This is a genomic window from Cohnella ginsengisoli (assembly GCF_029525555.1).
Taxonomy (GTDB): Bacteria; Bacillota; Bacilli; order Paenibacillales; family Paenibacillaceae; genus Cohnella; species Cohnella ginsengisoli.
Window position 1 is genome coordinate 926,932 of the sequence record NZ_JAPDHZ010000004.1, and the last position, 21,691, is coordinate 948,622.

The window sequence follows — 21,691 nt, forward strand, 5'->3', positions numbered from 1 at the left end:
ACAGTATATAATTAGCCTACGTAAATGATCAGAAGGCGGACATTCATGCTGCATAACGATATGTTTTCTACGCAAGGCTGGTTTCAACACTATTTCGACGATCATCCGGACGGACTGGCGATGGTCGATCTTCGCGGGCGCATTCAGCGCGTCAACGCAGCCGCATCGTCCATGCTCGGGTATTCGCCTGAAGCGCTGATTCAAGCCCCGCTGAATCAATTCTTAGAAGCGGCGGACTTCGACCTGACTGGCGTCGGCGGCTTTTTTTGCAGCGAAGCTCGAATGCGGCGCTCGCCACCGGCAAGGTCACTTGGTCGACATCAAGCTTACCTGCGTACCGCTTCGAAGCGGCGAACAGACGATCGGCGGGCTGGTCACCTTAGAGAGACTCGAACGACCGATGCACATCATTTCCGTCTTTTCGACGGACGGCGTGTTCACGTACATATCGCCGACGGTCACGCCCTTGCTCGGTTATCTTCCCGAAGAGGTCATAGGGAAGCCTAGCGCGGCCTTTAATCATCCGGACGAAATCATGCAGCTGGTTGAATTCCGCGGCCTCTCGTATATCGAGCGCGATTCGGTCCGGTTTATCGGGCGCGTCCGTCACAAGAACGGCGAGTACCGCTTGTACGAGACGACGTCCGAATACGTTCGCGACGAATCCGGGGAGATCGTCCAGACGATCTGCATCGGACGCGACATTACGGGTCTCCGGCAAGCGGAAGGGCGCTGATCCGTTATTGGAGGTAATCGATGAATTTCGATCGTCTGAGCAAATCGTCCACGCAGACGCCGCCGCAGCGCGAAGCCCAATCCCGGTCCGTCCGAAGCGAATCCGCCGGCATGAAGTCCGCCCGTCCCTTGCTGCAGCAGGCGGTCGGGAACCGCGGATTGCTCGGCATGCTGCGGGACGCCGGCGCCATGGCTTCATCCGAGTCAAGCGGGCAAGTCGGGACGGAACCGGTCGTGCAGGGGAAATTCGTGACGGAGACCGGCGGCGAAGACAAGAAAGAAGAAGAGCGGATCGGGCAACTGCTCCGAACGTTCATGGCGTGGAAGCGCGACGATACGGATATGATGGCGCTGTACGAACCGGTCCTCAAGGACTTCGAAGCCAATCAAACGAGCGACGATCCAGTCTCGCTGGCCGGTTGGACGGCCAATCATAGCGGAGCGCTCACGGCTGCGGAAGAAATGCTCCGCATGCGAAGCGCGGACAGCCTCCAGGTCGGCATGGAGATTGAAGACGACGCCAAAGACGCGCCTCAGAAGCGCAAACCCGAACAAAGCGAACAACGGCAGAACAAGAAAAAACGTAAGCTTGAAACGAAAGCAAAGACCAAGTACTCTTCTGAGGTCGAGGACAGCAGCGACGACGAAACGACGGAGCTGGATGCCAAGCAGAAGCTCAATATCCTGATCAATCTCACGGCCTCCAATATGGGGATTCTTCGCTCGTCCGGGCTCGATACGAAAAAAGCCGAGCACCGCTTCGACGAGCCGCTCCACCGCAAAATTTATGCGGCCGACCGCAGTCTCCCGGAACCGAAAATCGCCGATTTGACGACGCAGGATTACTATTCGATCGGCGAACAGAAGCTGAGGCTGGGCAAGGGCAGAGGCCATTTCATTCAAGCGGGCGGCAATGCAGAGCGAGGCAAGACGATCAAGGAACCGCCCGCCGAATACAATAAAATGATCGAAGCCATGCTGAAAATGGCCAAAGATCCAAGCGCGGCATCCCTGTACAAGCTGGCAACGGGCGCCGATCTGGACGACAAAGAGGCATTCGAGGACCGCGAGCTGGCGGCGATCATGCTGTACAGTCTCAATCACAACGTATCGAATTCGCATTCCGTCAGAAGCAACCTGACCGAGCATCTGCAAAAATTCGTCAGCGTCGTCGGCATCTCCGAGCTGTCGCGCAGCTTCGAGGCCGGCGGCGGCAAAGGCGAGACCTCCGAGAAAAAATCGGAAAAGAACGAGAAGGAGAGCGTCTCCGGCGGCTATTCGGCGGAAACGCTCGTGAAGATGATGCTGAGGCTCGTGATGGACGGCAAGGTGGCATCCTTGCAGGCGGTCTTCTACGAAGGCAAAGGCGGTATGGACAGCCTGTTCCTAGGCGCGCCGAGCGCCGAGCACAGCGGCAACCAGCTCGGCGGCGCTACCGTACTTCGCGATCCGCTAGCCTACGGGGATAACCTTGAACGTCAGATGCGCCATACGCCGGACAACAAAAAAGCGTTTAAAACGCTGCTGAACGCCGTGAGCTCCGGTTCGGCGCCCGAGCTGAAAGCGATGGACGACAAAGAGAAGGAACGGCTGAAAAAGGAGAAACAGGCGCAGCAGACGGACACGGTGCGAAAGCTGGTCCGAACCATACGAAATACAAAGTTGCCGGATCATGCATTCGCCATGAACGAGTTCATTAACGAACCCAACGGTACGCTAGGCAATCTCTCGAAGCGTCTGAATCAATTGGCGAAAATGTTCGCGGACAATCCGAGTGCGATCGCGCAAATCAAGGAAGGCAGGAAAGCGCTCGCCGCCAAGCGCAAAGAAGCGCAGTCGAAGACATTCTAGCCTTTGCCCGACAGCGAATCGCGGTACAAGTCCGCATCCTTTTTCCAATGCTTCAAGAATTCAATCCATCCTCTGGCCGCATGGGACATATAACGGCCGCGCGGCCAGATGGCGGCGATATCCCAGCGGATCGCCGGCACGGTGACCGGTATAACCGAGACCGCTCGGGACTGGATCTTGCGCGCGGCAGTATCCGGGAGCAAGGCAATGCCGAGCCCTGCGCCAACCATCTCGGTCATAAAGTCCCATTGGGAGCTCTCGTAAGCGATCTTGGGCTCGAATCCTTCCAAAATGCAGGCTTCTCTCACGCGATCGTAGAGGGAGAAGCCTTTTTTTGAACATAATAAACGGCTCCTCTTTTAAATCCGACAGCCGCACGGATTCGCTCGCTGCGAGCGGATGATCCGCCTTCACCACCAAAAAAAAGCCGCCGTTCGGCGAGCGTCAGCGTCTCGAATGCCTGTTCGTCCACGGGCAGTACGACGAAGCCAAGGTCAAGCTTGGATTCGCTCAGCAGCCGTTCCACGATCTTGCCGCCTTCCTCGACCAGCCGCAGCCGGATTCCGGGGTATTCGGACCGAAAGCCTGCGATAATCCCCGCAAAAAAAGCTGGCGCCGATGACTGGCGGCAAGCCCAGCAACAATTCTCCGCGCTGAAGCTCTCTCCCCTCGTTCAGCGTTGACAGCAGATCCCGAGACATGGACAGCGCCGCCGCCGCGTGCCGCAGCACGATCTCGCCATCGTCGGTGAGCCGCAGATATCGGGTCGTACGATCGAACAGCACGACGCCAAGTTCGTCTTCCATACCCTTGATCGCTCTGCTCAGCGAAGGCTGGGAGATATGCAGCGTCTCCGCCGCTTTTGAGAAGCTTTGCAATCTGGCCACCTCGGCGAAATAACGCAGCTGTATATACTCCAACCGAATTCCTCCCGAATTTATTCTATTAATGAATAAATCATATCCGTAATCTATATTTTACACATAAATAAGAGCGGCCTACAATAATGGATAAGAAGCTCAAACTAAACGGGATAAAGGAGTCGACCTCGCATGAGCGACCATGACGTTGTCATTGTAAGCGCTGTCCGAACGCCGATCGGGCGATTGAACGGCATGTTCAAGGATTTGCCTGCCGTAAGTCTGGGCGCTGCCGCGATTCGATCGGCCATCGACCGGGCGGGGATCCCCGCATCGATCATCGAAGAAGTGTATATGGGCAACGTGCTTCAAGCCGGTCTCGGGCAAAATCCCGCCAGGCAAGCGGCGCTGGAGGCAGGCGTTCCTGTGGAAGCGCCGGCGACGACCGTCAATCAGGTGTGCGGGTCCGGCTTGATGTCCGTCTACTTGGCGAGCAGAGCCATACAGGCGGGCGATTGCGATGCCGCGGTCGCAGGCGGAATGGAAAGCATGAGCCAGGCGCCATATTTGCTTCAGGGCGCGCGCACCGGCTATGCCATGGGCGATCGAACGCTGACCGACAGCATGATCAAGGACGGACTTTGGTGCGCGGCCAACGATTATCACATGGGCATCACCGCGGAAAATTTATGCGCGAAATTCGCGCTTACGCGCGATCAGCTGGACGAGATCGCGTTCGCCAGCCAGCGAAAAGCCGCGGCGGCCGCCGATCAAGGCGTCTTTGCCGATGAGCTCGTCGGCGTCTCGTTGCCCGGCAAAAAGCAGCCGTTCCCGATCGCGGAACAAGACGAACATCCCCGTCCGGATACGACGCCGGATACGCTCGCCAAGCTGCGGCCAGCGTTCAAGCCGGACGGCATCGTTACGGCCGGCAACGCCTCCGGCATCAATGACGGCGCAGCCGCCTTGGTCCTCATGAGCGGGAAGACCGCTTCGGAAAAAGGCCTCCGGCCGCTCGGCGTCATTCGTTCCTTTGCGGTCGCGGGCGTGGATCCGGCGTATATGGGCATGGGTCCGATTCCGGCCGTCGAGAAGGCGCTTCGGAAGGCGCAACTGCCTATATCCGACATCGACCTGATCGAAGTGAACGAAGCCTTCGCCGCGCAGGTCATTCCGTTCATCCGGCACTTCGGATTGGACGAAGGGAAAGTCAACGTCAACGGAGGCGCGATCGCGCTCGGCCACCCGATCGGGGCGAGCGGGGCGAGAGTGCTGGTCACCTTGCTGCACGAGATGAATCGCAGACGATCCCGCTTCGGCTTGGCCGCGCTCTGCATCGGCGGCGGGCAAGGAATTGCGGCGATCGTGGAACGCTGCGGCTAGATCGGACAGAGGAGGCGAGTTGCATTGAAAATCATTCATTCATCGTTCGCTGAAGCGGTTGCGAGCATTCAAGACGGCGCTTCAATCATGGTCGGCGGCTTCGGGCTCGTGGGCATTCCGGAAAACCTGATCGTCGCGCTGTCCAAGACCTGCGTAAAGGATCTGACGGTCATCTCCAACAACTGCGGCGTCGACGACTGGGGACTCGGACTGCTGCTTCGCAACAAACAGATCAAAAAAGATCGTCGCTTCCTATGTAGGCGAAAACAAGGAATTCGAACGTCAGGCGCTGTCCGGCGAGATTGAAGTCGAACTGCTGCCGCAAGGCACGCTGGCGGAGAAAATCAGGGCAGGCGGCGCCGGCATCCCCGCCTTTTATACGCCGGCCGGCGTAGGAACGCCGTTAGAGGAAGGGAAGGAGTCCCGCGCGTTCGGCGGCAAAACGTATGTGCTCGAAACTTCGCTGACGGCGGACTTCGCGCTGATACGCGCTTGCGAAGCGGACGTCTACGGGAATCTCGTCTATAACAAAACAGCCAGAAACTTTAATCCGATCATGGCGACCGCGGGAAGTATCACGATCGCGGAGACCGAAAGGCTGGTCGAGGCCGGCAGGATCGATGCGGATCGGATCCATACGCCTGGTATTTTCGTTCATTCGCTGGTTGTCGGCGAGCAGCAAAAACGCATCGAGAAACTGACGGTCGCGAGTCCAGCCGAAATCGGAGGTGCGATACGATGACAGCAGCGACAGCGCGCGAGAGAATCGCCTTGAGAGCCGAGAAAGAGATCGCGGACGGCTATTATGTCAATTTGGGCATCGGCATGCCGACGTTGGTGGCCAATTATATTCCGCAAGATAAGCGGGTATGGCTGCAATCCGAAAACGGTTTGCTCGGCATCGGCCCTTATCCCGCCTCTTCGCAAGTCGATCCCGACTTGATCAACGCAGGCAAAGAAACCGTTACGGCCGTGACAGGCGCCGCTTATTTCGACAGCGCCGCTTCCTTCGCGATGATCCGCGGCGGCCATATCGACCTGGCCATTCTTGGGGGCATGGAGGTATCTGCTTTGGGCGACTTGGCCAACTGGACGATACCGGGCAAGATGATCAAAGGCATGGGCGGCGCGATGGACCTGGTCCACGGCGCCAAGCGGATCGTGGTCGTTATGGAGCACGTGAGCAAGGACGGCAATCCGAAAATCGTCGAGAAATGCTCGCTGCCGCTGACGGGCAAATCGGTCGTCCACCGAATCATCACCGACCGGGCCGTCATCGACGTCACACCCGAAGGACTATTGCTGGCAGAGACAGCGAACGGCTTCTCGCCCGAAGAGATCGCGGCATCGACCGGGGCTCGGCTTCGCATATCGGAGCGATTGCTTATCCATACGTATTAAGAGGAGGAAAGCGCGATGGCCAATAACCGAGTGGTATTCATTACGGGCGCGGCGCAGGGCATCGGCTTCGAGATCGGACGGCGATTCGCGGTAGCCGGCGCGACCGTCTTGCTGACGGACGTGAACGAGGCGTCCGCGATTCGGTCCGCAGAGGAGCTAAGGCAGTCGGGGCTCGACGTTCACGGCACACGTTTGGACGTCACCAGCGAGGACGAGATCGCGGGAGCGGTGCGAATCGCCGAAGACCGGTGGGGAGGCATCGACGTGCTGATCAACAATGCGGGCATGCAGTTCGTCTCCCCGGTCGAGTCCTTCCCGACGGAGACGTTCGAACGGATGATCCGAATCATGCTTACCGCGCCTTTTATGCTCATCAAACATGTCGTCCCCGGCATGCGGGCAAGAAGCTTCGGCAGAATCGTCAATATCGCTTCGATTAACGGCGTTGTCGGATTTGCCGGCAAATCCGCCTATAATAGCGCCAAGCACGGCGTCATCGGCTTGACCAAAGCGGTGGCGCTCGAGACGGCGACGGACGGCATCACCGTCAACGCGCTGTGCCCGGGATACGTGGACACGGCGCTGGTTCGCAATCAGCTCGCGGACCTCGCCGCGCTGCACGGCGTCACGGACGAGGAAGCGTTGGAGAAGGTGATTCTGCCGCTGGTTCCGCAGCGGAGGCTGATCGACGTGAACGAGATTGCGGAGCTCGCGCTGTATCTGACGGGCGAAGCCGCGAGAGGCATTACGGGGCAAGCGCTGCTGATCGACGGGGGATATACGGCGCAATAATCTTACCTCGACGAGCGATATTCCGTGGCGGAGCCCCATTTCTAAATTTTTTTCGACCTCCCGAACAATTCGGTTCGACATAAAGTCCTTTGAGATATCCAACCGAAAGGGGCTTTATCATGAACCGAATCCTCCAAACCGCCATGCAAAGGTCGGTCATCATCCTCGTTATCGTCGTACTGATCATCGCTTGGGGAGGCGTGGCCGCGTTCCATATGCAGCGGGACTATATGCCGGGCATCAACAATACGACGTTGATGGTCTCCTTGCGGGCCTCTTCCTACCAAGCGAATCAAATTCAGTCCGATATGACCTCCAAGATCGACGATGCGTTAAAGGGCGTCGACGGTTTATCGAATATCGAGACGACGTCCTACGACGGCGGCTTGCTGATGAACTTGTATTTTCCGATGGACTACAATATGAAGAAAGCCGAGACGGACACCAAACAGGCGCTGTCCTCGGCGGTATTGCCGGACGGCGTCAAAGCGCCGACGGTATCCCGATTGACGACGAGCACGTTCCCGATCCTGAGCTACAGCCTGACGGCAGCAAGCGGCAAGATCGACGACAACGCGCTGCGTTCAAGCGTTCAGTCCGACATCGTCAATTCTTTAAAATCCGTGCCTGGCGTAGCGGCCGTGAATACGACCGGCGCCGCGAACGAGGGTTATGTCATCTACGTCCGCATGAAGGACCTCGCCAAAAACGGGCTGACGATCGACGACTTCAACGATTCGGTATCGAAGGGACTGCCGAATTGGTCGGAAGGCAATATCGCCAACGTTCGGGCTGCGATCCCGGTCAGGATCGAAAGCTGGGACCTGAGCGATCAAGCGTTCGCGAGCCTCCGCATTCACAATAAGAACGGGGTTTCCGTTCCGCTATCCGCTGTCGCGGATATTTCCCATTCGCTCACCGACGTGAAGACCGTCTCCCGGACGAACGGTCAAGCAAGCGTGCTGATCGACGTTATCAAGACGCCGTCCTCCAACATCATCGACGTAGCCAAGCAGGTGAAGGCACGCGTTGTCAGCCTGCCGGTCCTGAAGAGCGGCGACGCTTCGCTCGAATTGACGCTGGACCGCGCCCATGACTTGAACGATTCGCTGAAGGGCCTGCTGCGGGGAAGGACTGCTAGGCTGCTTGTTTTCGATGCTGTGCGTGCTCTTCTTTTTCCGCAACGTCCGTTCGACGCTCGTCATCGCGGTTTCCTTGCCGATCTCGTTGCTCGCGACGACGGCGATCCTGAGGTCGATGGGCATCACGCTCAACATTTTGACCGTCTCCGGCCTTATCGTGGCCATGGGACGCATCGTAGACGACGCCATCGTTATTTTGGACAACATGTACCGTAAAACGCAGGAGCACAAAGGAAGGCCGGCGCTTCAATCGCTCGCTTCCGCTGTCGTCGAGATGCTGCCCGCCATCTTTGCTTCAACGGCTACGACGGTCGCGGTTTATATCCCGATCGCGTTCGTCGGCGGCATCGTGGGCGCCTCGTATTCGGGCTTCGCCTGGTCGGTCGTCATTGCGATCGCGGTCTCCTTCTTCGTCGCGATGCTTGTCCTTCCCGCGCTGGCCTTCATGGGCGGGAAAGGCATCGAAGCGAAGTCCGTCTCGCTAGAGCCCTTGATGAAGCCCGTCATTTTGGGTGCCATGAAACGCAAAAAGACGGTGGTAGGCATCACGCTGGCGCTGCTGGTCCTCGCAGCCGCTGGTGGATCGCAGCTTCCGTTCAGCCTGCTGCCGAGCGCGACGACCGGGCAGGTCGCCGTGAAGGTGGAATTGCCGAAGGGCAGCACCTTGCCGCAAGTCGACGCGGAGGTACAAAAGGTGGAGTCCGTCCTGAGCCAAGATTCGAATGTCGCTTCCTACGCCGCCAAATTGGGGTCCACGGGCACGCCGGAAGCGGACGACGTCTTCGACCAAGGCGGCGGCTTCATTCAGCAGCCGAACGTCGCCAATCTATCGCTTGCGCTGCATGACAAACGCCATCTGAACGCCTATATCCAATCGCTTCAACATACGCTCGATCCGGTCGCCGGCAGCGCGGTCATCACCGTTTCGAACCAAAACATCGCAGGCGACGACGCGCAAATGAAAATTACGTTAACCGGCGGCGATCAGCGGACGCTCGATCAGGCCGCGCAGACGATTCGGGAAAAGCTCGCCGCCATCGACGGCCTGAGCGTAGACGGCAAGGCCGATCTGTCCAATGGCGCCGTCAAGTACGCGATCGCCTTGAACGCTGCTCAAATCGAGAAATACGGCGTGAACGCAGACGACATCAATCAGGTCGTGGGGCGCTATAGGAGCAAAGGCAAGGACTTTACCGTTCCCTCGTCCAAAGGCGCCATCCCGGTCGACGTCTATCTCGATCCGATCGCGACCGGCGCATCCAAAGGCTCCGAAAGCACGGCCGACGTGCTTAAAGCGCTCGCTGCGGAGACGTTCGCGGGCAAGGACGGGAATCCGGTACGGCTGGATCAGCTGGCCACGATCAAGACCGATACCGGGCCTTCCACGATTCAAGCGCTCGACGGCAAGCCCTTCGCGGTCGTCACGACCGAGATCGTAGGCAGTCCTATGAGCAAGATCGCGAAGGAAGTGAACAAGACGCTGGCGCATACCGATCTGCCGCAGGGGGTAATCTACTCTATGAATGGCATTTCTACGCAGGTCAACCAGATGATCGAAGAGATGATTATCGCCGTATCCGTATCGATCCTGCTTGTTCTCCTCATCGTCAGCTTCGTATTCAAAGGCCTTAAAGCGCCGCTTGCCGTCCTCGTCAGCATCCCGCTCGCTCTTAGCGGCGTCGTACTGGCGCTGTATCTGATTCACGGCGAATGGAATCTGCCCGCGCTCGTCGGCGTGCTCATGCTGACCGGCATCGTCGTGACCAACGGCATCGTGCTGATCGACAAGATCGAGCGCAACCGCAAAGAAGGCATGGCAGTTCGGGATGCGGTCTTGAATGGCAGCTTGTCGCGGATTCGTCCGATCTTGATGACGGCCGGCACGACCGTCCTGACCTTGATCCCGCTGGCGGTCACGCAGAGCGGAGACGCCGTCGTCTCCCAGACGCTCGGCATCGTCGTGATCGGGGGGGATGATCACCTCCACCTTGAACAGTCTTCTGGTCATTCCGATCTTGTACGAATGGATGCAGGGCAAAAAAAGCGAATACGCTTATTCAAGCGGAAGCGGCCACTGATTAAGATCTAAAAAAAAACGATTCCCCCCTCTACGCATTCGGCGAGGCTGCGTCCACGCTCATAGAAAGGCAGGGACAGGCATGTTCGATATCGACTCCGACGGAACCGCATGCTTGCCCTTTCGACAGTTCGTTGTATATGCTTGTACCGGGGGAGGATTTCCGGGATCGGCTTAGAAACCGCGTGAAATCCGCGATACCCCTGTTTGCGAGCGTATTCGAGTTCGGGAGGCGTTGATCTCGTGTGGATGAGGAACTTCACCGTCTGATTCGGGACGCCAAGCGAGGCGACCCGGACGTTTTCGCCGCGCTCGTGCGACGCTTCAAAAATCAAGTTTATCGCTATGCGTACGGTATGCTAGGGGATACAATGGAGGCAGAAGACGTTACGCAGGAAGCCTTTGTCAAATGCTACGCATCGCTATCCCGCTTAGAGAGCGAATTCGCCTTCGCGTCTTGGCTCAATCGGATCGTATTCAATCTGTGCGCGGATCGTCTTAAAAAAAAGGAACCGGGAAAAAACGTCCGCGGCGTCGGCTTCGGCGTTGGCAGGCATGGAGCAGAAGGAGGCTCGGGAGCAGTATCGGGCCCAACAGCTGAAATGGTCGATCGAAGAAGCGATGGCGCAATTGTCGCCCGATCATCGGCAGATCGTCTTGCTCCATGATGCGCAAGGTTACCGTTATGAAGAGATCGCGCAAATGCTGGATATCCCCATCGGGACCGTGAAGTCCCGTCTGAACGCAGCGAGACTCGCGCTCCGCCAAGTGATGAAAAGAGGTGAGCCCTGATGAACGAGCATCCGACCGAGTCGTTGTCGGCTTATGTAGATCAAGAGCTGGAAGCGGAGGAGCGGCGTCGGATCGAAGCGCATTTGCTTCATTGCGCGTCTTGCGCAAGCCTGGTCGACGAACTCATTGATATGCGAAGCGAGATCGCAGGTTTTTATAGCCAGCTGACAGCTCCGCCTGATTTGGAGTTCAAGGTGCTGTCGGCTTTGGACGGCCGGCTAGCGAAGTCGGCCGGTACGTCAACCGGATTGACCGCCGTATCGCTCGTCGCGCTGGCAGCTTTAATCGTGTTGATCGTCATGTATGGAGCTACTTTTTTCAAACTGTTCTCGATCGCCCTGCAATTTTCGTTGACGGCCGCTTATGTCTTATCCAACGTCGCTTCCTCGATACCGGCGGTATGGGGAGCCGTCCTGCCGCTGTGCGCAGCGATCTTCGTCTTGTCGGGCCTATCGCTGCGGCGCATTCTTCGAAGCACCGCGCCATGAAGGGGAGAACCATGCTGAAGCTCATACGAACGCTTGCGATTCTCATGTTGCTGTGCTTCGCGTCGTTCCCCAAGGCGACGGAAGCGGCCAGCTTGTACGAGCATCAGAATACGACGGTCTCCGCCACGCAGACGGTGGAGGATGTCGTCGTCATCGGCGGAGACGCTTCCATCGCCGGCACCGTGACCAATACCGTCGTGATCGTGGGCGGCGACGTACGCGTACGCTCATCCGCCCATATCAAGGGTGCGGTCGTCATCATCGGCGGTGACTTGATCCTAGAGGACGGGGCGGATGTCACGAACGACGTGGTGAACGTCTCGTTCGACAGCGCGACGGTGAATAGCCTTGTCTTAGGCTCCGGGCTGATGATCGGGTACGGCGCGGTTAAACTTGCGGCGAGCCTGCTCATGCTTATCCTGCCAGTGCTGATCGTTCTGATCGGGAAACGGAAAGCCGACGCTTTTCTCGACCGGTACCGCCATACGCCGCGGGGCAAATTGTTCGCCGCCGGTTTTTTCACGGGCCTCATGCTCGCTGCCGTCAGCGTCTTGCTGCTGCTGTCGATCGTCGGCATTCCCTTTATCCTGCTCGTCGTCCTGCTTGCCTTGGCGGCGTTATCGATCGGACTGACGATTGTCAGCCAAACGCTCGGGGATCAGATACGCGGGACGGCAGACAAGCCGGAGTGGATGCGCGCGGGGGCCGGCGCGATTATGATCGTCTCCGCGATGAACGTTCCTTTCGTCGGCGGCTGCCTCTTCCTGGCGCTGCTGACGTACTCGCTAGGTATCGCGATGTCCTGGACGGTATCGAAGCTTCGCCGCCGCTAGGCGCCCGAAGATCCACAGCTTACCGGTATATCAGGCCAACACGGCTAACCGGCAGCCGAATAGGATAGAGAGGACACCAGTTTAAACGGAGGGGATGCTAGCGATGGTAAGACGCATAACCAGCAAGTGGGCGAAAACGATGGCGCTGAGGCGCAATCCGAAAGTAGCGCGATTTTTGCCGGCCACCTCGAAAATGACGGCCGAAAGCTTGAAGCGGCTGCTTGATCGCTACGGGATGGTTTATGTGAAACCCGATCGCGGCTCCTTCGGCAATGGCGTAATGCGCGTTGAAAAGACCGGAGAAGGCTACCGCTACCAATCAGGCCGCAAAATCGTCCAATATCGCCGGTATGAAGCCTTGTACGGAGCATTGCGCCGGTTAACGCGAGGAAAGACGTATCTGGTTCAAAGAGGGATACATCTGCTACGATACCGGGGCAACCGCTTCGATCTGCGCGTCATGTCCCAGTATTCGCCGAGCAAGCGGTGGGAAACGACCGGGATCATCGGCAGGGCGGCCGCCAAGGGCAAAATCGTCACCAACTATCACAACGGCGGCACTATATATACAGCGGAAACGCTGCTGCGGCCGCACGTAGCGAATTTGAACGCCAAACTGGGGGCGCTGGCTCGGCTTGGCGTTCAGACCGGTCGCTCGCTCAGAAAATCATTTCCCGGCATAGCGGAGATCGGGCTTGATATCGCGATGGACAAAACGCTGAAGCCGTGGATCCTCGAGGTTAATACAAAGCCTGACCCTCATATTTTCCGTAAACATCCGGATCGGTCGATCTTCAAAAAGATTCGTCGGTATCAGTCGGCTTATTAACGAACTTCAATGAATCAGAATCCCGCCGGCGGCGCCGATCGCGACTACCATCCAGGGCGGCGCCTTCCAGAAAACGAGCAGCACGAACAAGAGGGTTGCGAGCGCGAAATCGCGCGGACCCATAATCGCAGTCGTCCAAAGCGGGTTATAAAGCGCGGCCAGCAAAATGCCGACGACCGCCGCGTTAATACCGACCAGCGCCCCTTGAACCCATGCGCTTTTTCGAAGCGAAGTCCAGAAGGGCAGCGTGCCGACGACGAGCAGGAAGGCCGGCAAAAAGATGGCGAAGGTAGCGATCATCGCTCCCCATGCGCCCTTCGCCATCGCGCCCAGGTACGAAGCGAACGTAAACAGCGGGCCCGGAACGGCTTGCGCGGCGCCATAGCCTGCCAGAAAGTCTTCTTTGCCCACCCAGCCGGAGGGAACGACCTCGTGCTCCAACAAAGGCAAGACGACGTGTCCGCCGCCGAACACAAGGGAGCCTGACCGATAAAAGCTATCGAATAAGGCAAGCCCGCCCGAAGGATAGAGCCTTTGCAGCAGCGGCAAAACGATCAAAAGAGCGAAAAATAAAATCAAACAAAAATAAGCGACGCCGCGGCGAATCGGGATGTCAAGTACCGGCGCTTCCGCGGCGGCCTTTTTTTCTGTACATCCATAAACCTGCAAGCGCGGCGGCCGCAATGATGAGCACTTGGCTCGCGACGGACTGCCATAATAACGCTGCCGATGCCGCGAGAACGGCAAGGGTGGCCCTTTTTTTTGTCCGGCGTCAATTTCTGGCCCATGCCAAGGACGGCTTGCGCGACGATGGCGACTGCGACGATCTTGAGACCATGAATCCATCCCGCTTGGCTGATATCCATGCCTTTCAATACGAGCGCGAATGCGATCAAAGCGACCACGGAAGGAAGCGTAAAACCGCACCAAGCCGCGAACCCTCCTAACAGACCTGCGCGAATGACGCCGATGCCGATGCCGACCTGGCTGCTGGCGGGACCGGGCAAAAACTGACAGAGCGCGACCAGGTCCGCGTAGCTTCTCTCGTCCAGCCATCGGCGCTTGCGTACATATTCGTTGTGAAAATAACCGAGGTGGGCGACCGGCCCTCCAAATGAAGTAAGTCCGAGCTTCGTCGATACGACGAGAACTTCGCGCAGCGCCCGCCGTTTCGACTTCGAATCCTTCGACGACGCGAATTCATCCGTGTTCACTTGCCGTCATTCCTCCTCCAACCTGATTCATGCTGCAACCATTGCATCGCTTATTCGCATCAAATCTATTGTCCATCATGACAGCGATTTCCGTCTATAGACGATATAGTTGGCGGGGTGTCGCTCCGTCCGAACGCAAGATCCGTTTGACCTTATCCAGATCGACCTTCTCATCGACGGTCAATTTGCCGGTATTATAGCTCAATTTCGCCGACTGCCCGTGTTCGAGGCGTCTGATCTCCAGCTCGAGCTCATTCGCGCAGTTCGGACAGGACAATCCATCCACCCGAAGCTCCAATGTCATCGTCATCCCGCTCCATTCCTAAATGTTACAAATGAGTATATGCTCATATGATATTTCTAAGGGTTTGAGATGTCAATGCGCGGCGGCCTGGCACGTTAACCGTAATCTTTTCTAATTAAATCGCTGTCTGTTATAATAAATCATCGCTTAAGGATGAAAAGAGGTGCCTTGGATGCAGCAGCCGATCGCGGAAGACTGCGAAGTGACCTGCGGCGGTTCGGAAGCCGACCTGGTCCGAATCAAAGCGGAAATGATCGACGAGCCGCTCATTCATGATATTGCGGAATGGTTCAAAGTGCTCAGCGATCCGACCCGGGTTAAAATCATAAGCGCGCTGATGAGACGCGAGCTATGCGTGCACGATTTGTCGAAGCTGCTGGAGATGGGACAGTCCGCCGTGTCGCATCAGCTGAGATATCTAAGGAATATGCGAATGGTCAAACGACGAAAGGTCGGAAAAACCGTTTATTACGCCTTAGACGATTCGCATATCGAAGAGATCATTCAGGTGACGTTAGAGCATTTGAAGCATAAGTAGGGGGAATGACTTGGGCCTTTCAAAAAACATGCGACGGCAGCTTCCCAATCTTAGGCTGCCTTTTTCGTTGTACCTATCGAATCTTCGGGGTAATAGTTTCTTGCGGAAACCACTTTCCTCAGGAGGCGAACTAGGATGGCTACCCAACTGCCAGCGCCAAAAAAAAGCGCAAATTGAAACCGCTACGCCTGCACCTCAGAAAAATCTCCATCTGGTTCAATCCATGCCGACGGTTCCCAATCCGTTTGAAATCCGGGACTGGAGGGAACGGGCGAAAGCGTTCGACCGGTTCGTGTTCGACTTCAACCGCAAAGGCGAATATCTCCCCGTCATCTGGAGGGACAAAACGCATTATAATATGGACGAAGATACATTCGGCCTCATGTCCTACGTCGGCAAATCGGAGCAAGGCAGCAACGGATCGCAGGAAGCGATCACGGTCATGGCGGCCGTGCTCGGCGCCACGCTGGTCGGCATCGACAAGAGCGATCAGGAAGGCACCAACTACGTGAAGATGCTGCAAACCTTTTTCCGTAAAGAGGAAGGCGTATTCGTCTGGTACCCGTCCATCCCGAGCGGCGATTCGTTCTGGTATGAGATCCAGGCCAATATTTTGTACGCCATCCTGTCCTACTTTTATCCGAACGAACCGGAGATGGAGGCGCTGGTGCGATCGTCGGCAGACCGTTGGGTCGAAGCGGTGAAGATCATGACGGACAAAGACGAGCGGCTCAATTTCAACTACACCTCGTTCGACTTCAAAAACATGGAGCCCGTCGACAACGGCAAATGGAAGGAGCCGGATGCCGCTTCCGGGGTAGCCATGCTGATGTTTCTTGCTTATCTCCGTTTCAGCGACCAAGTGTATCTGGATACGGCAGACGCATGTTTGGACTTCCTCGACGATCAAGAGGACAGTCCTTACTACGAGCTTCTCATGTACTATTCGCCTTATCTCGCCGCCCGCATGGAAGTCGAACACGGGACAAGCCACGACGTCACCAAATACATCAATTGGATTTTCGACGGCGGCGTGGAGACGCGTCCGGAGTGGGGCATGTGCACGGAACGCTGGGGAAATTACGACATGCACGGCCTGGTCGGCAATCTGAAGGATTTCGGCGGCTATATTTTCGTCATGAACGGATTTTTCCTGTTCGGCACGCTGGCGCCCTTCCTGCGATACGATTCGCGCTATGCGCGCACGATCGGCAAGTGGATGCTGAACGTCGCCAACCAGTCCCGCTTGTTCTATGGGGACGGCCTCCCGGCGGACAAGCAGTCCGGTGCGGACTGGGACGGCGATCCGGAGCATGTGCTTCCCTACGAAGGCATGCGCAAAGAATATGAGGGAAAGACGCCTTATGCCAGCGGCGACGCTACCGTCATCGGGTGGGGGCCGCTCGACTTTTCGATCTACAGCGGCAGCCATGTCGGGTTCATGGGCGCGCTGATCGAGAAGACGAACGTCGAAGGGATTTTGAAGATCGATTGCCTGAAAACGGACTATTATCATAAAAAAGGCATATCCGACTTACTTGTACTACAATCCGTTCGGCTCGGAACAGAAGGTCGAGATCAATGGGCTCGGCCAGAATTCGGTCGACCTCTACGACACGGTGAGCGGACGATTCCTGGCGAAGGCGGCGACTAGCACGGCGACGTTCTCCGTGCCGGCCGAGGACGCGGTCATCCTGGTCGTCGTTCCCGCGGGAGGACGCCAGGAACGCAAAAACGGACAGCTGTGGATCGACGGCGTCTATGTGGCGCCGGCTCCCAAGGCTGCCGTGAATATGCGGGGGATTAGGGACCGTCAGAAGGTGAATCATGTGCTCAAGATCGACGTGGAAGCCGGCGTGCCGGCCGGGGAATCGATCAAGCGGTTCACCTTCCGATTCGGCAGCAAGATCCTTTACGAAGGCGATAAAATACCCAAGCCGCTCTATCTCGATACGCTTTCTTTCCACAACGGCTTTTATCATTTGCGGGTAGAGCTTGAAGCCTCGGGCGGCAGCATCGACTTTTGCGAGATCGGCGTCATCGTCGACAATCCGAGCAACCCGCTTTCCCAACCGAACTAAGGCAGAAGCATGGCGGATGATTGAGGTTCATCGGGGCGTTTGAACTGGACGATGACATCGTTGCGGTTCAGCCCGGCGATCCGCTAAAGGTCGCCGGGCCGGACGTTCAAGGCGTAAAGGCCGCGGATGGGATCGAGATTCATCAACCGATCGAAATGATTCAGGAAACGAGGACGATTCGAATGATCACGTTGCGAAACGCAACCGCCACAGATTTAGAACAACTCGCGCGGATTGAAAATGAAGGATTTTCGCAAGCGGAGGCGGCCTCAAAAGAAGCCTTTGCGGAGAGAATCCGGCTGATCCCCGATACGTTTATCGTGGCGGAACGAGAAGGAGAAATACTCGGCTATATCAACGGTCCGGTCATTGGGACGCCGTACATAACGGACGATCTATTCAAAGAAATCAAGACAAACCCGAAGAACGGCGGCTACCAAAGCATACTCGGTCTGGCCGTGTCCAAGAAAGTCAGAGGCCGGGGAATCGCGAAGCTTTTAATGAAGAAGTGGGAGGAGCTGGCGCAACAAAATGAAAGGGAAGGCATCACGCTTACGTGCAAAGAAGAGTTGGCAGCCTTTTACGAGAAGCAGGGGTTCGTGAATCGCGGCAGATCCGAATCGCAGCATGGCGGCGGCGTCTGGTACGACTTGGTTAAGTTAATCATTTATTAATAAAATTCATGACGAATTTTAAGAATGAACGCGTATGCTGGAGTCTGCAATAAAATTCGATCCCGAAAGAAGGCTGCGGCATGAAGCATAACCGAAAGCTATTCATACCTGCGGCCATCGCGCTTCTAGCCGGTCTAGCATTGATTTTATACGCCTTTTTCGGAGTTGCCCATCAAGGAATCGGGCACGGCGGACCGGTCCCAGGCAAGCTTCCTTCCCGCGCGAGTGGCGGAGAGCACGGAAGCGAGGGCATTTTCAAGACGCTGGGTACGATCGCCGTATGGTGCGCGGCCGTCAGCTATGCATGGCTGCGACTGAAAAAGAAACGCAAATCGCCATCGTCGTTGGTGAAGAAGCTCGTGCCTCTGTTCAACCGGCTTCACCAACCGGCCGCTTATGCGGCACTGATCCTCATTGCCGCTCACGGCATATATTTTCTGACGCAATCAGTCCTTAAGGACGATACGTATACAGGATTAGCGGCATTTGTTTTGTTGCTGTCCTTAGCGGTTTACGGCTACTTGATCAGACGGCTGAAGAGCAAATATACGCGCAAAATCCATTTTGGCCTGGCAACCGCTTTTGGCGCAGCCGCGTTCATTCATGCAGGAGGCTCGGCCATCGTCGCGGGATTAAGCATCTGCGTATTCTGGGGGGCTCATAGAATTCGTTGAACGGAAGTCTTCCTTATCGTAAAGAAGGGCTTTATGCAAAAAACGCTTTGTTCGGGCAAATGCCGAACAAAGCGTTTTTCATTGGCCTGCGTCGCATTCTATAGGTTGACGCTGCTCATCGAAGCTTCCGGATATCGCATGCCGAAGGTCGCGCCGCGCGGCGCGGCATCGTCGATCCGCGCAAGATCCGCGTAGGTCAGCTCGACCTCAAGCGCGCCCGCGTTCTCTTCCAGATATTCGATCCGCTTCGTGCCGGGAATCGGCACGATGTCGTCGCCTTGCGCAAGCAGCCAGGCCAGCGCCAGCTGGGACGGCTCGCAGCCTTTTTCCGCGGCGAGCTCGGCGACCCGATCGACGAGATCCAGATTGCGCTGGAAGTTGTCGCCCTGAAAGCGAGGAGAGAAGCGGCGGTAATCGTCCTCCGCCAGATCCTCGAATTTGCGAATTTGTCCGGTCAGAAAGCCGCGGCCAAGCGGGCTGTAGGGCACGAAGCCGATGCCGAGCTCCCGGCACGCGGCCAGGATGCCGTCCTCGACGTCGCGGCTCCATAGCGAATACTCCGTCTGAAGCGCAGCGATCGGATGCACGGCGGCCGCACGGCGTAGCGTGGCCGGCGCCGCCTCGGACATGCCGAGATAACGAACCTTGCCTTCGCGCACCAGCTCGGCCATCGCGCCGATCGTCTCTTCGATCGGCGTATTCGGATCGACGCGATGCTGGTAGTACAGATCGATATAGTCGACGCCGAGACGGCGCAGACTCGATTCGCAGGCGGCTCTGACGTATTCCGGGCGACCATTGATGCCGAGGTACTTGCCGTCTTCGCTTCGCATATTGCCGAACTTGGTCGCTACCACGACTTTGTCGCGGCGTCCTTTGAGCGCTCTGCCGACGAGTTCTTCATTTTTGCCTACGCCGTACATATCCGCCGTATCCAGCAGGTCGATGCCGAGCTCCAGCGCGCGGTCGATCGTGCGCAGGGACTCCGCATCGTCCCTGCCGCCGTAGAAGTCGGACATGCCCATGCATCCAAGTCCGAGCGACGATACTTCAAGGCCGCTCTTTCCCAATCTTCTTCTTTTCATCCGCCATACCGCCTCTCCTGTTAAAGCTCGTTCAGCTACACCCTTATTATGCGACGATAGGCTCCGGATCGGGTAGCCGGATCGTACCAACTTGTTGCCTAATCCTCCAACCGGGCGGATGGCGCCATCGTTCGGTGATATACTATCCTTAACCAAAGATAAGCCATGGAGGGAAAAGGATGCCGCATTCGCAGGTCGCAGCTCCGCTGTCTCAAGGCGACCATGACGCGCCTTCGCCGGTATACGATCGACCGATCGTCGACACGCTTGCCGAATTGGCCGGTCTGATCGAAAAACATACGGGCAAAGACGGCGTTTTCCAAACGGCCGTCCCCTCGCTTCATTTGATTCGAAGCTCGAAGGCGACGATGCCGGTCCACACGATTTACGAGCCTGCCGTCGTAATCGTCGCCAGAGGCACGAAGGTCGTCATGCTTGGCGGCGACAGCTACACTTACGGACCTTCTGCGCACTTTGTCGTATCGGTCGACCTGCCGGTCACCTCGCGGCTGCTGCAGGCTTCCCCAGAGTCGCCATACCTCTGTCTGCGGCTTGGACTGGATCCGGCCCAAGTGCTCGAAGTGATGAAAGGCGCGGAGCTGGAGGGAGAGGACGCAAGGGAATCGAAGCGGGGCGCGTTCGTCGAACGGACAAGTCCCGCGCTGCTGGACGCTGCGGTCCGGCTCGTTCGATTGCTGGATTCGCCGCGCGAAATTTCTTATTTGGCGCCGCTCGTCATCCGCGAAATGTACTTCCGATTATTAAACGGAAGCCAAGGGGGCGCGTTTAGGCAGATTGCCTTGGCAGGAAGCGGCACGAGCCGCATCGCAGGCGTCATCGCCCGCATCAAGCAGGACTATGCCCAGCCGCTTCATATCGGCGAGCTGGCGAGGATGGCCCACATGGGGCCGTCGTCTCTGCACCGCTACTTTAAGGAATTGACGGCGCTCAGCCCGCTGCAGTACCAGAAACGGATACGACTTCAAGAAGCGCGCCGGATGCTCTTGTCCGAATCCGTGGATGCCGCCGATGCCGCCTACCGCGTCGGCTACGAGAGCCCGTCGCAATTCAGCCGCGAATACGCAAGACTGTTCGGCCTGCCGCCGATCAGCGATATTAAAAGGCTGCGGGAAGAAACGGAGCAGGGGATCTCGGGCTGACGCCTGTTTATCGCAGTCCAGGATATAAGCGTCCGTACTTTTGTCATCATGTGCTTCATTCCAGATGGGAGGCGTAATCGACTATTTCAATGCATTAGCGGCCGATTCCTGAAGGCCGTTTATTTAATTGCATTAATTAATTAAACGAGCGTCCGCTGCAGTACGCGAAGCACTTGAGCGATAAGCCGTCCCGGTAATGCTCAGTATATGGGCGTATGCTTGGACGCGTGACGAAGCGCGCCAATCGAATATCGCTGCCGGCACAGTCACATATCCGCTCCGCCTCCAATATGATGAGCCTAGAAAGCTAAAGAGGTGAGCTCATGGCAGTCGTAAAAGCCAGGCAACAGGATATCGACATGTTGGCAAGGCTGCTTCGCGCAGAAGCCGAGACCGAAGGCGAGATGGGCATGCTCCTCGTTGGAAACGTGGGCATCAACCGGATTCGAGCGAACTGTTCCGACTTTAAAGGAATCCGTACCATTCCCCAAATGATCAACCAACCGCATGCGTTCGAAGCGTTGCAGCATGGTTTGTACTATCAAAGCGCTAGAGATCGGGAACGCCGTCTGGCGCAACGTGCGGTGAACGGGGAGCGGAATTGGCCGGCCGAATTCTCGCTATGGTATTTCCGCCCAGGTTCGTTCGAAAATCCCGGGCCCTGTCCGTCAACTTGGTATGATCAGCCGCTCGTAGGACGATGGAAGAAGCATTGTTTTTATCAACCGACCGTAGAAGAATGCGAAAATGTTTACAACACGTTTTAAAAGGTCATGAA

Annotated in this window: 21 protein-coding genes and 5 pseudogenes; 20 read left to right on the plus strand and 6 right to left on the minus strand. The window is 57.0% G+C overall.

Annotated features, from left to right (window positions below):
• Positions 1 to 60: 60 nt before the first annotated feature.
• The 3 genes and pseudogenes from OMP38_RS36220 to OMP38_RS25490 form a co-directional block, all read left to right on the plus strand.
• A pseudogene (locus tag OMP38_RS36220) lies at positions 61 to 231 on the plus strand (PAS domain-containing protein); the annotation flags it as partial.
• Positions 232 to 310: 79 nt separating this feature from the next.
• The gene (locus OMP38_RS25485) at positions 311 to 736 is read left to right on the plus strand and encodes a PAS domain-containing protein (RefSeq protein ID WP_277567529.1); all 426 of its coding nucleotides are present in this window, start codon (positions 311 to 313) and stop codon (positions 734 to 736) included.
• Between the two features lie 20 nt (positions 737 to 756).
• The gene (locus OMP38_RS25490; RefSeq protein ID WP_277567530.1) at positions 757 to 2,586 is read left to right on the plus strand and encodes a hypothetical protein; all 1,830 of its coding nucleotides are present in this window, start codon (positions 757 to 759) and stop codon (positions 2,584 to 2,586) included.
• Here the strand turns inward: OMP38_RS25490 and OMP38_RS25495 are convergent.
• From OMP38_RS25495 to OMP38_RS25505, 3 genes are read right to left on the minus strand one after another with little or no spacing between them, the layout of a single operon-like run.
• A complete protein-coding gene (locus OMP38_RS25495; RefSeq protein ID WP_338130636.1) occupies positions 2,583 to 2,894 on the minus strand; it encodes a LysR substrate-binding domain-containing protein in 312 nt (103 codons plus the stop codon). The two genes, OMP38_RS25490 and OMP38_RS25495, sit on opposite strands and share 4 nt — an antisense overlap.
• Positions 2,891 to 3,181, minus strand: coding sequence for a LysR substrate-binding domain-containing protein (locus OMP38_RS25500; RefSeq protein ID WP_338130657.1), 291 nt, complete (start codon positions 3,179 to 3,181; stop codon positions 2,891 to 2,893). The genes OMP38_RS25495 and OMP38_RS25500 overlap by 4 nt, the downstream gene beginning before the upstream one ends.
• Entirely contained in the window at positions 3,081 to 3,506 is a 426-nt protein-coding gene (locus tag OMP38_RS25505; RefSeq protein ID WP_277567532.1) for a LysR family transcriptional regulator, read from the minus strand. The genes OMP38_RS25500 and OMP38_RS25505 overlap by 101 nt, the downstream gene beginning before the upstream one ends.
• A 132-nt stretch (positions 3,507 to 3,638) precedes the next feature.
• Between OMP38_RS25505 and OMP38_RS25510 the strand changes: the two genes are divergently transcribed.
• The 10 genes and pseudogenes from OMP38_RS25510 (at position 3,639) to OMP38_RS25555 (ending at position 13,183) form a co-directional block, all read left to right on the plus strand.
• A complete protein-coding gene (locus OMP38_RS25510) occupies positions 3,639 to 4,829 on the plus strand; it encodes an acetyl-CoA C-acetyltransferase (protein WP_277567533.1) in 1,191 nt (396 codons plus the stop codon).
• A 24-nt stretch (positions 4,830 to 4,853) separates the two neighbouring features.
• A pseudogene (locus tag OMP38_RS25515) lies at positions 4,854 to 5,571 on the plus strand (CoA transferase subunit A).
• On the plus strand, positions 5,568 to 6,230 hold the full coding sequence (locus tag OMP38_RS25520) for a CoA transferase subunit B (RefSeq protein ID WP_277567534.1): 663 nt from the start codon (positions 5,568 to 5,570) through the stop codon (positions 6,228 to 6,230). Before OMP38_RS25515 ends, OMP38_RS25520 begins: the two are co-directional and overlap by 4 nt.
• A gap of 15 nt (positions 6,231 to 6,245) precedes the next feature.
• Entirely contained in the window at positions 6,246 to 7,022 is a 777-nt protein-coding gene (locus OMP38_RS25525; RefSeq protein ID WP_277567535.1) for a 3-hydroxybutyrate dehydrogenase, read from the plus strand.
• 143 nt (positions 7,023 to 7,165) lie between these two features.
• A pseudogene (locus tag OMP38_RS25530) lies at positions 7,166 to 8,074 on the plus strand (efflux RND transporter permease subunit); the annotation flags it as partial.
• 103 nt (positions 8,075 to 8,177) lie between these two features.
• The gene (locus OMP38_RS25535; protein WP_277567536.1) at positions 8,178 to 10,253 is read left to right on the plus strand and encodes an efflux RND transporter permease subunit; all 2,076 of its coding nucleotides are present in this window, start codon (positions 8,178 to 8,180) and stop codon (positions 10,251 to 10,253) included.
• A 344-nt stretch (positions 10,254 to 10,597) separates the two neighbouring features.
• Positions 10,598 to 11,033, plus strand: a pseudogene (locus tag OMP38_RS25540) (RNA polymerase sigma factor).
• Positions 11,033 to 11,521, plus strand: coding sequence for an anti-sigma factor family protein (locus OMP38_RS25545; protein ID WP_277567537.1), 489 nt, complete (start codon positions 11,033 to 11,035; stop codon positions 11,519 to 11,521). Before OMP38_RS25540 ends, OMP38_RS25545 begins: the two are co-directional and overlap by 1 nt.
• Positions 11,522 to 11,532: 11 nt before the next feature.
• Positions 11,533 to 12,354: a hypothetical protein gene (locus OMP38_RS25550; protein WP_277567538.1), complete on the plus strand. Its 822-nt coding sequence runs from the start codon at positions 11,533 to 11,535 to the stop codon at positions 12,352 to 12,354.
• A gap of 103 nt (positions 12,355 to 12,457) precedes the next feature.
• Positions 12,458 to 13,183, plus strand: a complete 726-nt coding sequence (locus OMP38_RS25555; RefSeq protein WP_277567539.1) for a YheC/YheD family protein — start codon at positions 12,458 to 12,460, stop codon at positions 13,181 to 13,183.
• 6 nt (positions 13,184 to 13,189) lie between these two features.
• Here the strand turns inward: OMP38_RS25555 and chrA are convergent.
• Both chrA and OMP38_RS25565 read right to left on the minus strand, forming a co-directional pair.
• Positions 13,190 to 14,397 (minus strand): annotated as a pseudogene (chrA, locus tag OMP38_RS25560) (chromate efflux transporter).
• Between the two features lie 94 nt (positions 14,398 to 14,491).
• A complete protein-coding gene (locus OMP38_RS25565; protein WP_277567540.1) occupies positions 14,492 to 14,707 on the minus strand; it encodes a heavy-metal-associated domain-containing protein in 216 nt (71 codons plus the stop codon).
• Positions 14,708 to 14,873: 166 nt separating this feature from the next.
• On the opposite strand from OMP38_RS25565, the gene OMP38_RS25570 reads away from it, so the two are divergent.
• The 5 genes from OMP38_RS25570 to OMP38_RS25590 all read left to right on the plus strand — a co-directional run bounded on the left by OMP38_RS25570 (position 14,874) and on the right by OMP38_RS25590 (position 18,668).
• Entirely contained in the window at positions 14,874 to 15,239 is a 366-nt protein-coding gene (locus OMP38_RS25570) for an ArsR/SmtB family transcription factor (protein WP_277567541.1), read from the plus strand.
• 223 nt (positions 15,240 to 15,462) lie between these two features.
• On the plus strand, positions 15,463 to 16,893 hold the full coding sequence (locus OMP38_RS25575; protein WP_277567542.1) for a hypothetical protein: 1,431 nt from the start codon (positions 15,463 to 15,465) through the stop codon (positions 16,891 to 16,893).
• Entirely contained in the window at positions 16,859 to 17,320 is a 462-nt protein-coding gene (locus OMP38_RS25580; RefSeq protein WP_277567543.1) for a hypothetical protein, read from the plus strand. The genes OMP38_RS25575 and OMP38_RS25580 overlap by 35 nt, the downstream gene beginning before the upstream one ends.
• A gap of 182 nt (positions 17,321 to 17,502) precedes the next feature.
• Positions 17,503 to 17,994, plus strand: coding sequence for a GNAT family N-acetyltransferase (locus OMP38_RS25585; protein ID WP_277567661.1), 492 nt, complete (start codon positions 17,503 to 17,505; stop codon positions 17,992 to 17,994).
• A gap of 80 nt (positions 17,995 to 18,074) precedes the next feature.
• A complete protein-coding gene (locus tag OMP38_RS25590; RefSeq protein ID WP_277567544.1) occupies positions 18,075 to 18,668 on the plus strand; it encodes a hypothetical protein in 594 nt (197 codons plus the stop codon).
• Positions 18,669 to 18,766: 98 nt separating this feature from the next.
• On the opposite strand, the gene OMP38_RS25595 is transcribed toward OMP38_RS25590, so the two are convergent.
• A complete protein-coding gene (locus tag OMP38_RS25595) occupies positions 18,767 to 19,753 on the minus strand; it encodes an aldo/keto reductase (protein WP_277567545.1) in 987 nt (328 codons plus the stop codon).
• Positions 19,754 to 19,932: 179 nt separating this feature from the next.
• Between OMP38_RS25595 and OMP38_RS25600 the strand changes: the two genes are divergently transcribed.
• Together OMP38_RS25600 and OMP38_RS25605 are read left to right on the plus strand one after the other, a co-directional pair.
• Positions 19,933 to 20,913, plus strand: coding sequence for an AraC family transcriptional regulator (locus OMP38_RS25600; protein WP_277567546.1), 981 nt, complete (start codon positions 19,933 to 19,935; stop codon positions 20,911 to 20,913).
• A 323-nt stretch (positions 20,914 to 21,236) separates the two neighbouring features.
• Positions 21,237 to 21,680, plus strand: a complete 444-nt coding sequence (locus tag OMP38_RS25605) for a cell wall hydrolase (protein WP_277567547.1) — start codon at positions 21,237 to 21,239, stop codon at positions 21,678 to 21,680.
• Positions 21,681 to 21,691: the final 11 nt, after the last annotated feature.